Origin of the sequence: Pseudoalteromonas luteoviolacea (assembly GCF_021654285.1) — a bacterium.
Taxonomy (GTDB): Bacteria; Pseudomonadota; Gammaproteobacteria; order Enterobacterales; family Alteromonadaceae; genus Pseudoalteromonas; species Pseudoalteromonas luteoviolacea_J.
The window spans coordinates 23,448-39,267 of the sequence record NZ_JAKFZS010000040.1 but is presented as its reverse complement, the minus strand read 5'-3'; the positions used below and the strand labels follow the sequence as shown (position 1 = coordinate 39,267).

Below are 15,820 nucleotides of genomic sequence, written 5' to 3'. Positions count from 1 at the left end.
AACGAGAGACGAGCATAAAAAAATCCGATAAACATGGTTTATCGGATTCTGACATACTTAAAAGATCATTCAATTGATCAAACAATTAATGCCTAACTGATCGGCATTAACGCAAGTAGCTCTCTTTTTAAATTACTAAGCTGATTCAGCTCTAAGCATAACCCCAAGCCCTACACTGCCAACCAGGCCCTACACCTATGTATTGACATCTATAGAATGGAATTTTCGAAGAGCCAGCTCTTTTCTGCCAAGCTGCAATGACATTTTGCGTAGCATTCGATTCGCTGTAACCAAAAGCAGAAGCTGACACGTACCCAGCAGGTTTAATTGTATGAGTTTCAGAAGGCTTTGCATTTACATAGCTTGTTGACAAACATAATCCAGTACAAAGGCCTATTAATTTTACTAATTTCATTTTTACATTCCTTTAAAACATTACTCTTTTAGAGATTTAAAATCTATCTAAAAACCACTAAATAAATAAAAAAACTTAATGCCCGAATATAACCTAACCCATATTATAATCGCGTAAATTCTGATGAAAACAAATCCAATATTACTAGAATAATTGGTAATTTCAGCTGTGTAGCCACTGAACTTCACGACTAAAAAACATGGCTTTACATACTAATTTAGACAATAAATCCATATAAAGAAGTTTAAAAAAGTACTTTAATTTTAGAAGTTAAGTTATAGACGATGTATCTATAAACTTGAGCGCCACATTTCCATTTGCTTATCTTGCTTATTTAGCAACAGCAATATAGACACTGCAATAGCTCTTACTTGCAGAAACCGGAAACATACCTAAAGACTTAATTGAAACTAGTTTATGGACTACCAATTGCAAAACATTCCCACCCAGGACCTACAGCCCAATATTTACAAGTTATACCAGGCATTCTGGAAGAACGTGCAGCTCTTTGCCAATACTCTATAGCAAGCCTAGTAGCCCACGCCTCTGTTGGCCCCCAAGCACTAGTTTCAATCCATCTTTGTGAAGAGACCGATTGCGACTCTGAAGTTGCCATTGATTGAAAGGATCCAATCAATATCAATGTTAATATTGTTTTGCTGATTATTTTCATTTGTTTCTCCTTTTTAGTTCCAACAATAGAATTGATCAAAAAAAAAACTCAGTAAAGGTTCATTATATTGATTTATATTCAAGGAAAGAAAAATGAAGTAATAAAATATAAACAATAAAAACAGCAGTTTGAGATCACGAACAGCAATGTTAAATTATTTCAACAACAGTAAATAACAAGTTAACGGGAAGACTTTTTCACATTTAATAAAATATTAATATTTAGAGGAAATTCAGGTAGGTAAAAAATTAGGAAAACACGAATGTTTTCGTGTTTTCCCAAGTAAAGAAGATTAATTATAGTAAGCTTCACCCGCTTCAGCTTTTGCTTTTAACGGTTCTGAGGGAGTGAAAACATCATTTTCGGTTGCATAAGTAGATAGCTCTGAGCACACCTTGTTAATGCCACGTTTATCCATGTAACTAAACGGGCCGCCCAAGAAAGGCGGGAAACCGATGCCAAAGATAGCTCCAATATCACCATCTCTTGCTGAAGCAATAATACCTTCATCTAAGCAACGTGATGCTTCATTAAGCATTTGCGAGACACAGCGGTTGGCAATTTCTTGCTTATTTAAACGAGGTGCTTGGGTGATCCCAAGTAAATCATAAACAGACTCATCCACCTTTTTGCCTTTTTTATCTTCATAGGTATAAAAACCACGGCCGGTTTTTCTGCCAAGACGCTTATTTTCAATCAAGCGCTCGAATGCATTAGGCGCCTTAAAGCGGGCTCCTAGCTCTTTTTCAAGAATAGGCGCAATCTTAGAGCCTATATCAATCCCAACTTCGTCAAGCAATGCAAGCGGACCGACAGGGAAGCCAAACTCAACCAATGCTTGATCTATTTTTTCAATCGGCTCACCTGCGAGTAGAAGATTTGCAGCTTCGTTCACATACGGGGCCAAAATTCTGTTTACATAAAATCCGGCTTTGTCTTTTACAACAATGGGGGTTTTACCTTGCTTACGCGCAAAATTAACTGTTTTTGCAATGGTCTCTTCCGATGTACCTTCGTGAGGAATGATTTCCACCAGCGGCATTTTCTCTACCGGAGAGAAGTAATGTAAACCAATCACATTTTCAGGACGGGCTGCATTTTCAGCAATTTGTGCAATCGGTAATGAAGAAGTATTACTGGCAAAAATTGTCGACTCAGCACATTCTCGCTCGATATCAGCCACCATACCTTGTTTTAGAGCAAGATCTTCAAACACCGCTTCAATCACAATATCAATATGCTCAAAACCACTGTAATCCGTTGTGCCTGTGATACTGTTCATCGTAGATTGCATTTGCGCTTTAGATAAAATGCGTCGCTTTTGCTTTTTGGATAAGATTTTATAGCTATAGTTAAGTGCATTGCTGATACCTTGATGCGCAACGTCTTTAATACGCACTCTCACACCTGCTTTGGCTGCACTGACATGAGCGATCCCCGCGCCCATTAAACCACCACCAAGTACAGCCGCTCGCTCGATTTTAGCGGCATCATCACTTTGCCACTCTTTCTTCATCTCTGTTGTTGCGAAGAAAATGCCACGTAATGAACGCGAGACCTCTGTCATCACCAAATCGGCAAACCCTTCAGCTTCCGTTTTGTATGCTTTTAATTCATCAAGTTCTACAGATGCGCGAACAGCCTTGATAATGGCCATTGGAGCCGGGTAATGACCACCTGTTTTCTTCTCAACATTTTCTTGTGCTTTTTTGAAAATGATGTTGCGACCAAATGGGTTTGATTCTAAAAGCTGGCTTAACTTATCTAGTTTTGGCTTGCGCGCTTTAGGCTTGCCTTTACGGGCCAATTTAACTGCCACTTCCATTAAAATGCTTTGCGCCACACTCTCATCGACCAAGCCCGCTTTAGCCGCTTGCTTCGCCCTAATCTGCTTACCTGTTAACATCCATTCAAGCGCTTTTTGGATACCAACCAATTTAGGTAATCTTTGTGTACCGCCACCGCCTGGTAATAGACCTAGCTGTACTTCAGGTAAACCAAGTTTGGTTTTATCATCGCTGCTACATACTCGATAATCACATGCCAGAGCAAACTCTAGCCCGCCACCAAGGGCCGCACCATGAATCGCAGCTATCGTTGGGAATGGTAAGGATTTCATTTTGAAAAATGCCTGCTGACACATTTCAGAAAGCCTAAGTGCATCTTCTCGCGTATTCGCATTATCAAGCATCTTGATATCTGCACCGGCAATAAAGTTGTCCGCTTTACCGCTCACAAAGACCATGCCTGCGACATCATCTTTTTTACCTTGCTCGAGAATTTCCAGCAACTCGTCCGCAAAAGAATCACGCAAGGTGTTCATCTTCTCGCCTGGTACATCAATTGTGACCAAAGCAACTTTGTGACTATTTAGTTCATAATTAAATACTGACATTTATGCACTCTCCAATACAAAAGCCGCACCTAAGCCACCAGCCGCACATGCTGTTGTTAATGCAAGCCCACCACCTCGGCGTTTTAATTCATTTAAACTTTGTGTGATTAGTCTGGCACCCGTTGCTGCAAATGGATGCCCATAAGCAAGTGACCCACCATTAACATTGAATTTATCCATATCAATTTCACCAATGGCTTTACTGCGGCCCAGTTTCTCTTGCGCAAACTTGTCTGATGCAAACATCTTCACATTAGCCAGCGCTTGTGCTGCAAACGCTTCATGCATTTCAATTAAATCAAGATCTTTTAATTCAATACCTGCTCTGTCTAATGCTAAAGGCGTTGAGTGTGCAGGGCCCATTAGCATGTCTTCATGTACACCAATGGCAGAGAAGGCGTAAGAGCGCACATAGCCAAGAATCTCATAACCAAGTGCTTTTGCTTTACTCTCACTCATCATCAGTACCGCAGCAGCGCCATCTGTAAGCGGTGTTGCATTAGCAGCAGTTACTGAGCCATGTTTTCTATCAAATACAGGACGCAACTTCGCATACCCTTCAAGAGATGAATTTGCTCGAATATTATTGTCTCTATCGATAAATTGTTTGTATGGCTCAACATGTGCAGTCATCACTTCTGGCGATAGAAGCCCTTCATCCCAAGCTTTAGCGGCTAAAGAATGTGAACGATGTGCTAATGCATCTTGTTCTTCACGACTGATACCGTGTGTTTTTGCCATTTGTTCTGCAGTATCCCCCATAGAAAGGCCTGTAGAATACTCTGCTACAGCTGGCGGTACTGGTAGTAAATCTTTTAAACGTAACTTAGAGAAGATTTTTAGGCGCTGGCCCAAGGTTCTTGCTTTATTAAGGTCAACTAGACTGCCCGCAAGCTTTTTGCTGACACCGATAGGCAGGACAGATGAAGAGTCGGCACCTCCAGCAATACCTACTGCACTGTGGCCCGCGATAATAGACTCTGCGACATTCGCCACAGCCTGAAAACTCGTCGCACAGGCTCGAGATACAGAATAAGCATCAACCGACACAGGCATACCCGTACCTAATACGATTTCACGGGCGATATTTGGCGCTTCAGGCATTTGCACCACTTGGCCAAAGACGAGCTGGTCAATTTCTTTTTTATCGATGTTTAGTCGTTCCAGCATTTCATTGACCACGGTTTTACCCAGATCAAGCGCAGGCACATGATGATAAGCAGTTGCTTGTTTTGCGAAAGGAGTACGCAGGCCACTGACGATGGCAATACGGTCTCCGTTTATTGTTTTTAGAATGTTTTGTCCAGACATGAATTTGCTCTCCCGCTGACAGGTCTGACCTGTTATTTTAACTCGATTCTAAACAACCGAATCCATTCTGCCAATAGAAAAATGGAAATTGTCTGTAAAAATCACAGCGCAAATTAAACTTAGCGTGAATTTTAAACAAATCAAAAAGCATCTGAAAAATATATTAAAAATATGGAACTAAACGAAAAAAAAGAGTCTAAGAAAAGTGTGAAATTACACCTCAAAAGCTTGAGTTTTCTGTTTCAATCCATATAAATAAGCAACAAATTTGTCATAACAAGGACAAACAAGCATGGCAGTTAATGAGTTTACTGAATTAAAAAAATACTTAGATACCCAAATTATTGGTCAACCAGACCTGACTGAAGCCCTTTTAATCGCGATTTTAGCTGATGGCCACCTACTGGTAGAAGGCCCTCCAGGGCTGGCAAAAACACGTGCTGTAAACGCACTTGCTAAAGGCATTGAAGGCAGTTTCCAACGTGTTCAGTTTACCCCTGACTTATTACCTGCTGACATTACTGGTACCGATATTTACAGACAACAAACCAGTGAGTTTGTGTTTGAAAAAGGCCCACTATTCCATAACCTAGTACTGGCTGATGAAATCAACCGAGCACCTGCTAAAGTTCAGTCAGCGTTATTAGAGGCGATGGCGGAAAGACAAGTTACCGTAGGCAAAACGACTTATCCATTACCTGAACTATTTATGGTTATGGCGACCCAAAACCCGCTAGAGCAAGAAGGGACTTACCCGCTCCCTGAAGCACAATTAGACCGCTTTTTACTGCACCTCAATATTGATTATCCGAAAGCGCAAACTGAATTAGAGATCTTACGTTTGACACGTGGCGAGGCGCTCAGTACTGAAGCCGTTAAATTTAACCCAATCAGTCAGCAAACTTTATTCGCAGCAAGAAAGAAGGTACTTGAGTTACATCTAGCTGAACCACTTGAGCAATACTTAGTACAACTTATTATCGCTACCCGTGAAGCAGCCAAATTAGATGCTGAACTTGGTACTTGGATTGAGCTGGGTGCAAGTCCACGTGCAACCATTGCGCTTGATAAATGTGCTCGTGCTCACGCTTGGCTGCAAGAACGTGATTTTGTCACGCCTGATGATATACAAGCAGTGTTACATGATGTACTCAGACATCGCATTATTTTAAGCTATGAAGCACAAGCAGATGGTATTACAAAAGATCAGGTGATCAGCCGCATCCTTGAGTTAGTACCAGTTCCTTAAAGTGTAGTTTTCCGCTATGAAAGCAAATATTGATATTAAAAACTGGTTTGCAAATTGCCACAGCAATGGCGTTGAACTCGGGCTGAAAGAGTTGCTCTACTACAGGAGCAAGGCCCGCCTTCTCGACTTAAAACCAAAAGGTCAAATTCGCAGTGCACAAGCTGGACAATACCTCGCACCTCACAAAGGGCGAGGCATGGAATTTGCCGAAGTGCGTCAATACCAATATGGTGACGATATCCGCGCAATAGATTGGCGCGTAACGGCTCGTACGGGTGAAGCGCACACAAAGCTTTATCAAGAAGAGAAAGAACGCCCAGTCTTTTTATTTACAGACTTGTCCAATAGCATGCTATTTGGCAGCCAATTGCTGCTGAAATCTGTGCAAGCCGCGCATTTAAGTGCACTTGTTGCATGGTCAGCATCGCAACGTGGCGATAGGCTTGGTGGCGTGGTATTTTCAGAACACAGTCATCATGAGCTCAAACCAACGGCTAGGGATAAAGGCGTTTTAGCATTTTGTCATCAATTATGTGATGTACATAACACCAGCCTAATTAGTCGTGACAAACAAAGCGATAGTCGATTTAACGACAATTTAAAGCGCCTCAAACATCTCGCAAAGCCGGGCAGTTTAATCTATCTTATTTCTGACTTTTCTGAGCTAGATGAAGAAAGCTTTTCCTTACTTGAAGGGATAAGTAGACACTGTGAGTTAATTGGTTGCCAAGTCAGTGATCCATTCGAGCATACCTTACCAGCTTACAGCGAAGCAGTCGAAATCCAAGGTACGCACAGTGCTTGGACATTGCCACTGAGCGACAAGCAATTTAGAGACAAGTTTGCCAAACGCGCCCAGCAAGTGTTTAACACCCGATTAAAGCGCTTACAGCGTTCTGGCATGACCATGCTCAACTTCTCTGCTGATACCCCCTTAGAAACACAGCTCTCTAGGTGACAATAATGAATCAATCCCCTTTAGATGCCCTTCATGATGTAATACCACCAGAGCAAGTAAGTTGGTGGCCTTTGTCTTTGCCGATGTGGGCACTGTTCATTGCTTCAACGCTTTTGCTGATCGCATTGGCTGTTTGGTTATATAAAAATTGGCGCTATGGTGCAGCTAAACGAGAGGCAATACAGCTCAGTGAAACACATAAACAAGACGCGCTTGCTTTGCACAGTCTTGTCAAAAGATTAGCCAAACATTATTACGGTACAACCGTCGCATCACAAACCAGCACAAATTGGTGTAATACTTTAAATACGCTATCAAAAGCGCAGTTCAATGAACAAGATATTGCCTCGTTATATCAATCAGATAACAACAATGAACAAAGCGAAAAGCTCCTGACGGCAATTAGATCTTTTAAAATCAAGGAGCGCTTAGATGTTTGAATTTGAGTGGCCGCTGGCTTTTTTACTGCTCCCATTACCCTGGATAATCTCAAAAATAAAACCTGTTGCAGTGCAGTCCCAACAGAAAATCCGTATGCCTAGTTATGCCTCATTGGGCGGTATCGGCACACAGGCACAATCGTATTCTCGCAAAAAAAACTGGCTTGAAATGCTTGTCTGGCTGCTTTTAGTCACCGCGTTGAGTAACCCAACTTGGCTAGATGACCCAATCACATTACCCAGTGAAGGCAGAGATATCATGCTGGCTGTCGACCTTTCTCACTCTATGGCTGAAGAAGACATGGAGTACAATGGCCGCTATATCGACAGGTTATCTGTCGTTAAAGCTGTATTGGGTGATTTTATAGAACAACGACAAGGCGATAGACTTGGCTTGATATTATTTGCCGACACCGCTTTTTTACAAACGCCTTTGACCAAAGACATCAATACCGTAAGCCAAATGCTGCAAGAGTCACAAATTGGTTTGGTAGGTAGAGCAACTGCTATTGGCGATGCGTTGGGTCTTGCTGTTAAGCGTTTCAATCAAAAAGAAGAAAGTAATCGTATCCTCATTTTACTTACCGACGGCCAAAATACAGCTGGTAACTTACAACCTGAAGAGGCGTTAATCTTAGCTAGAGAAGAAGGAATAAAAGTATATACCATTGGTGTTGGCTCTGACGGTCGCAGAAACATGGGCTTTTTCTCAATGGGCAGTATGTCAGGGGCAAGCATTGATGAGCAAACATTGACACATATTGCCACAGAAACAGGCGGTCGATACTTTAGAGCGAAAGATGTCCAAGGTTTACAGCAAATTTACTCTGAGCTTGATAACCTAGAGCCTATTTCTGCAGAGGATGAAACATTTCGTCCTAAAATCGCATTGTTTTATATTCCCCTATTGACCGCAATTGCTCTGTGGGGTTTAGTACTGCTTATTCGCTTTGCAACACAATGGAGGCGAGATAATTAATATGACCGAATTTCAATTTATCCGACCAGAGCTACTTTGGCTACTGGTACCTTGGGCAATCATAAGTTTATTGCAATGGTACAAAAAAGCAGGCCATAAACAATCTCAATTAATTGCACCGCATCTTGCGAAAGTAGTTTTAACTGAAGGCAATCAAAGTAAAGCCAGTCACTCAACATGGTTAACCAGTCTAATTTTATTCCTAGGGGTGATCGCTGCAGCAGGGCCAAGCATTGAAAAGCAAAGCGTACCGGTTTTCTCGGCCAAACAGGCTAGAGTCATCGTTATGGATATGTCCTACTCTATGTATTCGACGGACATTGCACCTAACAGATTGACTCAGGCCAGATTTAAAACTTTAGACATGTTGCAGCAGTTTCGTGAAGGTGACACCGCATTGGTTGCCTATGCACAAGATGCCTTTATTATTTCCCCACTCACAAGCGATATAAATACGCTAGAAAACCTTGTGCCAAGTATTAGCCCAGAGATTATGCCGGGCAAAGGCGCTAACGTACTAGCCGGCATTGACCAAGCAAAAACCTTGTTAGCACAAGCAGGTTACCCATCAGGCGAAATCATTTTAATCACCGATGAAGTCGAGTTGGAAGATGCACAAGATATACATGATATGCTCAGCGGCTCAGGTTATACCCTGCATGTTTACGGTGTTGGCACAGCACAAGGTGCGCCTATTAGTATGCCAGAAGGCGGGTTTTTAAAAGATAGATACGGGCAAATCGTCGTTCCTAAGCTTTATGTCGATAGATTACGTTCACTTGCGCAGCGCTTAGGCGGACGATATGCCACTTACTCTCCGGATAACTCAGATATAGAAGCCTTTGCAATAAATAATACGCAAGATATTGAAACGCCAAATGAGCCAAACGAAACCCTGTGGCGCGTCGATGCGGGAAAATATTTGTTATTTGCAATTATTCCTCTTGCGCTATTGGCATTTCGTAATAATGCCGTTGCGCTGTTAATTTGCGCTGTTGCCTATTTACCAAGCCAACCCAGTTATGCAGCCGATTGGCAATCTTGGTTCAAAAATACCGACCAAAATGCGCTTTCTGCGTATCAAAAAGAAGACTTTGATCAAGCAAGTATCGCACAAGATGCGACGTTACGTGGGGCTGCTCAATATAAACAAGGTCAATATGAGCAAGCTGCAAAGACTTTAGAAAATGCAAATACGGCCATAGGTCAATATAACCTAGGGAACGCCCTCGCCCATTTAGGTAAACTTGATGACGCTATTCAAGCTTATGATCAAGCGTTGCAACTAGATCCGTCATTATCGCAAGCACAAGAGAACAAAGAACTGCTTGAGCAAATGAAAGATCAGCAATCACAACAAAACCAAGATCAAAACAATCAGCAGCAAGAGCAGTCTTCTGAGCAACAAAACGATCAGCAGCAAGGTGAAAGCGAAAATCAAGAGCAACAATCTGGTGAACAAAACGATCAACAGAACCAATCGCAAGACGGACAAGGAAATGAATCTGAGCAAGAAAATAGCGAACAGTCAGAGCAATCTCAAAGTAGTGAGCAATCAGACAGTCAAAATAAGCCTGAACTAGCAGATAAACAAACAGGTGAAGAAAGCGAGCAAACAAAAGAGCAATCCCAAGCACGCCCGCAGCAAGCACAACAGAGTGAGCCAAAAGAAGGTGAGCAATCTGAACAAATGCTACCAAGTGAAATGAAGGAATTAACACCAGAAGAGAAAGAAAAAGCGCAGCAACTCAATCAGCTACTGCGCCGAGTACCAGATGACCCCGCTATTTTGCTGAAGAACAAAATGCTTTTGGAATCAAGACAAAGACAACAACAAAGACAACCAGTAGGAGCTGAGAAATCATGGTAATGCGATTTGCTATTTATTTTATTTTATTCGCTGTCGCGCTGCCCGCTTTGGCTATAGACAGACTGACAGCCAGTGTCGATAAAAACCCCGTATTAGTTGGAGAATACTTTACTTTAACTATAGAAGCAGATGGAAAAGTGTCGGGCCAAATGCCTGATACAAGCGCCATGGCAAGAAGCTTCATTACAGGTCCTGTGAGTACCAGCTCTCGCACACAAATTGTTAATGGCAGCATGAGCAGTGCTACAAGCTGGCAAATGCAAGTGATGTCTCGAAGTGCTGGAGAGTTTACCATTCCTGCTTTTGAAGTATCTGGTGTAAAGAGTCAACCCATTTCTCTGCGTGTTGTTGCAAGAGAAGCGGATGACAATCAACAAAAAGATGTGTTTGTTACCACTGAACTCAATCTAGAATCTTTGTATGTGCAACAAGCTGCGCTATATACCGTTAAGCTTTTCATTGGTAAAGATTTGCTCGACGCGCAAATGACACCGCCAACGATGAATGACGGCTCGATCACGCCAATGGGACAGCAAGAAGAAAATTACGAAGTTCTTGATGGCCGCCGCTATCGAGTGATCACAAGAAATTACCTTGTACAGCCTCAAAAGAGTGGTAACTTTAAAATTGAAGGGCCGATTTTCAATGGTCAAGTTAGAGAAGGTTATCGAAGAATGGCTGTCAGCGCGGTTGGTGACTCCATTGATGTTGAAGTAAAACCAATTCCTGACAATTACCGTGGCGCATGGTTACCGAGCGAATTAGTTAACTTGGCTGAAGAATGGCAACCAGAAGATGCACAAGTCGTTGTTGGTGCGCCGATCACACGTACGTTTACCTTGACTGCTTTGGGTATTACTAAAGAGCAAATGCCTGATATTGAAGTGCCGAGTGTAGATGGGTTTAGAATTTACCCTGATGAAACAGACCGTAACCAAATGGCCCGTGATGGTCGAGTCATTTCTCAAATGGTTGCATCATATGCGCTTCTGCCACAAAAACCGGGCACTTATACTCTACCAGAGGTTAAATTACCTTGGTTTAATACGGTGATAAATCGCATTCAATATGCCACTCTACCAGCGAGAACAATTGAAGTGATTGCAGATCCTAATCAACCTCAACAGCCTGTGACTTTGCCACAAGTTGATATACAAACCCAATCAACACTACCGCAAACCAGCGTTGAGCCGACCATCATTTACAAAGATGCTGAAAAGTCTTGGGTTGATTGGCTTATTATGGGGTTAGGCTATTTACTATGGTTGATTACATTGGCTGTATTACTACTTAGAAAACCGACTGTTTCAGCACAAAGCCCGCAAGTGGGTAATCAACCCAACATAAATATTGATGCACAAGCAAAACTCAAGCAATTGGGAAAAGCAGCAAAAAGCAATGACGCAAACCAGTTCTACTCGCTATTGCGTGACTATCTAGAGCTTGCTCATCAGCAAACACTGAAGTCGTGGTTAAGCCAGCAATCACCCGAAATTGGGGAAGAAATTGCAAAATTGCAAGCATCCCTTTATAGTGCAAATAAACAACAGGTCGATCTCGTAACGCTATATAATCAAATATGTAAAATTAAAAAGCGTTCAAAATCAGACGCTAAGAATAGCCTAGAGTCGCTTTACTAAAAAATATGGCGAAAAACGAAATAATATTGCTGAAGGCAAGGTCTAGTTAGCATGACCCAAAAACAAAAACGTTACGAATCTTTGGTTCAGGTTTACCATACAGAGTTATATCGCTTTGCTTACTGGTTATGCCAAGACCCAACCATTGCAGAAGATTTGGTTCAGGAAACATTTTTACGTGCATGGCGTTCTTTAGATGCACTACAGGATGAAAAAGCCGCCAAATCTTGGTTACTAACCATATTGCGACGAGAAAACGCCCGTCGCTTTGAGAGAAAACAATTTGACTATGCGGATGTTGAAAACGACACCTTAGTCGATACCAAAAGCACAGCATTAGATGATGAAATGGAGCAAACTGTTGTTCAAAGACAAATTAATCAGTTAGCTTCTGAGTATCGAGAGCCCCTTTTACTTCAGGTTGTCATGGGGTGCTCTGGGGATGAAATCGCAGAGATTTTAGAGTTAAACAAAAATACAGTCATGACCCGACTGTATAGAGCGAGAAATCAGCTAAAAGAGGCACTAACTAACGTGAATGAATCAGCAAAGGGGGCATCAAACTGATGGATGATTTAGAATTTCGCCGTCGCCTGTTCGCCGATCCGAGCGATGAGCAACTTATGAACGAAGCTAAGCAAGACCCAGCTAAAAAACGTTTGGTTGACGAAGTGCAAGGTTTTGATGATATGTTAGGTGATGCGTTAAAGGTTCCGGTACCTGAGGGCTTGCAAGCCAAATTACTTGCTAATATGGATGAGCAAGAACCTAAGACGCACTCTGCCGACAATGTCGTGAATATAGCTTGGTATAAGCGCTTTACTGTACCCATTGCGTCAGCGGCATCTGTTGCACTGGCTGTGATGGTTTACTTTAGCACCGCTGTCCATGCGCCTTTATATGCTGGAGAACATGCACTTGAACACGTATATTACGAAGAGAGCGCGTTAACACTCAGCAAAGAAGTGAATCTCCAGGTAGTCAATGAGAAACTTGCTATGCTTGGCGGTAAGCTTGAATCACTGCCTGGCAAAGTGACTTATGCAACATTTTGCAACTTTAAAGGCCAGCGCAGCTTACACTTAATCTTTCAATCAGATCACGGCCCTATGACCGTATTTATTGTCCCAAGCGATAAAAATGACTATCGTCAAGGTGATACCCAGTTTAGTGACAGCCGCTTCAGTGGTTCTATTAATAAAGGCGCCAATGCAGACACCATTTTGGTTGCAAAATTAGGCACTCCACTTGATAAGTATCAAGGCGAAGTCAACAACTCCTTACAATGGCTATAAAATGGGGCGCGATAAGCGCCCTATTTGTTCCTATAACCCCCCTATTTCAGTTCAATTTCTTTTTTAATTTCATTAGAATGTCACACAGTATTTAAACTTAGAGGAAAACCATGAAACAATTTTTTGTTTTATTGACTATCGTTTCAATGTTGTTTGCTACTGCTTTTGACGCTGAAGCGCGTAAAAAGTTTGGCAGCAAGAAAAAAGGTAAAACACATCAAACTTCTACTGTGCAACAAAAAAAGCAAGTGGATACTAAATCACTGGCTGCTCAACAAGGTGCAAAGAAAAAGTCGAGCAAAAAAGGCATTATGGCTGGCGTACTAGGTGGCCTTTTAGCTGGCGGTCTAATCGCAGCAATGATGGGTGATGATTTTGAGGGCTTCCAATTCCTTGAAATGATCCTTTTAGCCATTGCAGCATTTGTCCTGTTCAAAGTGATCATGGGCTTTATGCGCAAAAAGCAACAGCCGCAAATGGCTGGCGCGCCTAACTTTGCTCAGCAGCAGCCACAGCAAAATCAACCTTTCTCTCAACCTCAGCAGTTTCAAGCGAATCAAACAGCTGGTGGGTTTGGTGCACAGCAAGAGGTCCCATTTAACTTGCCTCGTGATTTTGATGTAAATGGCTTCCTACAAGGTGCGCGTTCACACTATCAAACGATCCAGACAGCGTGGAACAACAGAGACTACACGACAATGGCTGAATACCTAAGCCCAGAGCTTGTCGAAGAGTTCCGCCAAGAGCGTGAACAACAAGGTGACGTCGCAACTGAAGTTATGTTTGTTGATGCTGAGCTTGCCCGTGCTGACGTAGGTGCAGATAAGTGGGAAATCAGTGTCATGTTCCGTGGTAAATATCGTGACCAAGGTGACATGCAGGAAGAACCAATTCATGAAGTTTGGCACTTAGAGCGTAAAACACAGGGGGATGCACCTTGGTTGATCGTTGGTGTAGAAGACTTAATTTAAAGCTAAATTTTAGCAGATGAAAAGGGGCTCGAAAGAGCCTTTTTTATATCTTGTGACCCGTCTTGAATAACACGTTCTGGCTTTAAGAAAAGCCCCTGTCCTTATCTAATATCAGCTCTAAATCGCATGTTGTTGGCAAGGTTTCAATCCCCCATTCTGTTAGCCTTTGATATGACTGAATAAACTCATGGACTTGCTGCTCATTCATGCCTTTTCCTCTACTCGCAATCAATTTTTGCTCTTGCTCCAAGCGCCACTGATATACGTATTCAAAGTTTTGTCCGTTCAAAAATACCAAACTATCAAAAAACGAAAAAAGAAATTGATAATCTTTAGACAAAAAATCATTTACTTGCGATCGATACGAGCGTTCTGCATCACGTTGAGACTCAAATTGATTACAGCTACTTTTCAATAAATTTAGGGGCTGAGGTGACAAGCCTAAACACCACCCCTCAAATACCAACACATCAAGCGTGGAAGTAACTGACGTCCAGCTATCTTCAGGATAAGGTTCATCAGCCGCTTTATCAAAACGTGGCAAAACAAAAGGTTTTGATTGCTTAAAATCGTTGATGACATCTATGGCACGTTGGATATCATGAGTACCAGGTGCTCCCCGTGTTAAAAACAGCGGTGAATACAGACTCGCAAGCACTTGGCGTTTGGATTTGCTGTAATAAAAATCATCAATAGAAACGGACTCTGCCAACTTCCCTTGGCTTTTTAAATAAGCAACAAAATACGCAGACAGTGTTGACTTTCCACTGCCCTGACAGCCACTCACAGCTATACATATTGGTTTTGATTGATTTGCGATTGAACGCTTTAGCCAAACTAACGCTTTTTCGCATTCGCTAATATACTGCTTTGGCAGCGCATATGCTTCACAAAACTGCCGTTGCCAATCGGTTAAAACTTGCATTTACATGACTTCAAATTTATAGCCGACTCCATAGATTGAATGAATAAACTCGCAATCGGGCGCGATATCTTGCAGTTTTTTCCTTATTTTTTTAACGTGGCTATCAATTGTTCTATCACTTACAACACGATCATCATCGTAGATTGAATCCATCAGCCTTGCGCGATTATAAACGCGACCAGGGTGCTTAAACATGGTTTGTAACAGCATAAACTCAACATGCGTTAAGTCAGTTCTCATACCATTATAATTCACAAACAAGGTTTCTTCTTCAAGCACCAAGCCTGTTTGTATTGGCGCAGTACTATTGGTACGTCTTAAAATTGCCTTTACTCGTGCAACCACTTCTTTTGGACTGTATGGCTTACATACATAATCATCGGCACCCACCTCTAACCCCAATAAGCGGTCTATTTCTTCAACCTTAGCGGTTGTCATAATTATTGGCACTTCAGAATCTCTGCGTACTTGAGTACAAATTTCGATACCATCTACCGACGGTAACATGAGATCCAGCAAAATAATATCAGGGGCAAAGGTACGGACTCTAGAAAGTGCTTCAGCACCGTCCATCACGATGTCAAACTCATAACCGGCTTGCGCTAGATATTTACCCAGAATAACAGCCAGTTTTTCTTCATCTTCAATGATCAGAACTTTCTGATTAACCATTTAATTACCCTATTTGTTCTTCTTTGC

At 42.0% G+C, this 15,820-nt stretch carries 14 protein-coding genes; 9 read left to right on the top strand and 5 right to left on the bottom strand.

All coding sequences use genetic code 11. From position 1 onward, the window contains the following. Positions 1-151: 151 nt before the first annotated feature. The 3 genes from L1077_RS24760 to fadI form a co-directional block, all read right to left on the bottom strand. A complete protein-coding gene (locus tag L1077_RS24760) occupies positions 152-415 on the bottom strand; it encodes a hypothetical protein (RefSeq protein ID WP_237139473.1) in 264 nt (87 codons plus the stop codon). A 965-nt stretch (positions 416-1,380) separates the two neighbouring features. After that, on the bottom strand, positions 1,381-3,483 hold the full coding sequence (gene fadJ, locus L1077_RS24755; RefSeq protein ID WP_237139472.1) for a fatty acid oxidation complex subunit alpha FadJ: 2,103 nt from the start codon (positions 3,481-3,483) through the stop codon (positions 1,381-1,383). Further along, on the bottom strand, positions 3,484-4,794 hold the full coding sequence (fadI, locus tag L1077_RS24750) for an acetyl-CoA C-acyltransferase FadI (protein WP_237139471.1): 1,311 nt from the start codon (positions 4,792-4,794) through the stop codon (positions 3,484-3,486). Positions 4,795-5,086: 292 nt separating this feature from the next. Here fadI and L1077_RS24745 point away from each other — a divergent pair, with 292 nt between their 5' ends. From L1077_RS24745 to L1077_RS24705, 9 genes are all read left to right on the top strand, one after another. After that, positions 5,087-6,043, top strand: a complete 957-nt coding sequence (locus L1077_RS24745) for an AAA family ATPase (RefSeq protein ID WP_237139470.1) — start codon at positions 5,087-5,089, stop codon at positions 6,041-6,043. A gap of 16 nt (positions 6,044-6,059) precedes the next feature. Beyond that, positions 6,060-7,001, top strand: a complete 942-nt coding sequence (locus L1077_RS24740; RefSeq protein WP_237139469.1) for a DUF58 domain-containing protein — start codon at positions 6,060-6,062, stop codon at positions 6,999-7,001. Between the two features lie 5 nt (positions 7,002-7,006). Then, positions 7,007-7,441, top strand: a complete 435-nt coding sequence (locus L1077_RS24735; RefSeq protein WP_237139468.1) for a DUF4381 domain-containing protein — start codon at positions 7,007-7,009, stop codon at positions 7,439-7,441. Then, on the top strand, positions 7,434-8,420 hold the full coding sequence (locus L1077_RS24730) for a vWA domain-containing protein (RefSeq protein WP_237139467.1): 987 nt from the start codon (positions 7,434-7,436) through the stop codon (positions 8,418-8,420). The genes L1077_RS24735 and L1077_RS24730 overlap by 8 nt, the downstream gene beginning before the upstream one ends. Position 8,421: 1 nt before the next feature. Continuing rightward, positions 8,422-10,290 carry a VWA domain-containing protein gene (locus tag L1077_RS24725; RefSeq protein WP_237139466.1) on the top strand — a complete coding sequence of 623 codons (1,869 nt, stop codon included), beginning with the start codon at positions 8,422-8,424 and terminating at the stop codon, positions 10,288-10,290. Continuing rightward, the gene (locus L1077_RS24720) at positions 10,284-11,930 is read left to right on the top strand and encodes a BatD family protein (RefSeq protein WP_237139465.1); all 1,647 of its coding nucleotides are present in this window, start codon (positions 10,284-10,286) and stop codon (positions 11,928-11,930) included. Before L1077_RS24725 ends, L1077_RS24720 begins: the two co-directional genes overlap by 7 nt. Before the next feature lie 51 nt (positions 11,931-11,981). After that, positions 11,982-12,497, top strand: a complete 516-nt coding sequence (locus tag L1077_RS24715) for a sigma-70 family RNA polymerase sigma factor (protein ID WP_039609088.1) — start codon at positions 11,982-11,984, stop codon at positions 12,495-12,497. Next, a complete protein-coding gene (locus tag L1077_RS24710) occupies positions 12,497-13,225 on the top strand; it encodes a DUF3379 family protein (protein WP_237139464.1) in 729 nt (242 codons plus the stop codon). Before L1077_RS24715 ends, L1077_RS24710 begins: the two co-directional genes overlap by 1 nt. A gap of 110 nt (positions 13,226-13,335) precedes the next feature. After that, positions 13,336-14,196, top strand: a complete 861-nt coding sequence (locus L1077_RS24705; RefSeq protein ID WP_237139463.1) for a Tim44 domain-containing protein — start codon at positions 13,336-13,338, stop codon at positions 14,194-14,196. An 82-nt stretch (positions 14,197-14,278) separates the two neighbouring features. Here L1077_RS24705 and L1077_RS24700 read toward each other — a convergent pair whose 3' ends face one another. Further along, positions 14,279-15,121 carry a kinase gene (locus L1077_RS24700; protein WP_237139462.1) on the bottom strand — a complete coding sequence of 281 codons (843 nt, stop codon included), beginning with the start codon at positions 15,119-15,121 and terminating at the stop codon, positions 14,279-14,281. Continuing rightward, the gene (locus L1077_RS24695) at positions 15,122-15,793 is read right to left on the bottom strand and encodes a response regulator (protein ID WP_237139461.1); all 672 of its coding nucleotides are present in this window, start codon (positions 15,791-15,793) and stop codon (positions 15,122-15,124) included. Positions 15,794-15,820: the final 27 nt, after the last annotated feature.

Excerpts from the sequence above, each read along its gene's own strand:
- L1077_RS24730 (WP_237139467.1), top strand. The coding sequence starts at position 7,434 with ATGTTTGAATTTGAGTGGCCGCTGGCTTTTTTACTGCTCCCATTACCC.
- L1077_RS24740 (WP_237139469.1), top strand. The coding sequence starts at position 6,060 with ATGAAAGCAAATATTGATATTAAAAACTGGTTTGCAAATTGCCACAGC.
- L1077_RS24760 (WP_237139473.1), bottom strand. The coding sequence starts at position 415 with ATGAAATTAGTAAAATTAATAGGCCTTTGTACTGGATTATGTTTGTCA.
- L1077_RS24710 (WP_237139464.1), top strand. The coding sequence starts at position 12,497 with ATGGATGATTTAGAATTTCGCCGTCGCCTGTTCGCCGATCCGAGCGAT.
- L1077_RS24720 (WP_237139465.1), top strand. The coding sequence starts at position 10,284 with ATGGTAATGCGATTTGCTATTTATTTTATTTTATTCGCTGTCGCGCTG.
- L1077_RS24705 (WP_237139463.1), top strand. The coding sequence starts at position 13,336 with ATGAAACAATTTTTTGTTTTATTGACTATCGTTTCAATGTTGTTTGCT.
- fadI (WP_237139471.1), bottom strand. The coding sequence starts at position 4,794 with ATGTCTGGACAAAACATTCTAAAAACAATAAACGGAGACCGTATTGCC.
- L1077_RS24745 (WP_237139470.1), top strand. The coding sequence starts at position 5,087 with ATGGCAGTTAATGAGTTTACTGAATTAAAAAAATACTTAGATACCCAA.
- L1077_RS24700 (WP_237139462.1), bottom strand. The coding sequence starts at position 15,121 with ATGCAAGTTTTAACCGATTGGCAACGGCAGTTTTGTGAAGCATATGCG.
- L1077_RS24695 (WP_237139461.1), bottom strand. The coding sequence starts at position 15,793 with ATGGTTAATCAGAAAGTTCTGATCATTGAAGATGAAGAAAAACTGGCT.
- fadJ (WP_237139472.1), bottom strand. The coding sequence starts at position 3,483 with ATGTCAGTATTTAATTATGAACTAAATAGTCACAAAGTTGCTTTGGTC.
- L1077_RS24725 (WP_237139466.1), top strand. The coding sequence starts at position 8,422 with ATGACCGAATTTCAATTTATCCGACCAGAGCTACTTTGGCTACTGGTA.
- L1077_RS24735 (WP_237139468.1), top strand. The coding sequence starts at position 7,007 with ATGAATCAATCCCCTTTAGATGCCCTTCATGATGTAATACCACCAGAG.
- L1077_RS24715 (WP_039609088.1), top strand. The coding sequence starts at position 11,982 with ATGACCCAAAAACAAAAACGTTACGAATCTTTGGTTCAGGTTTACCAT.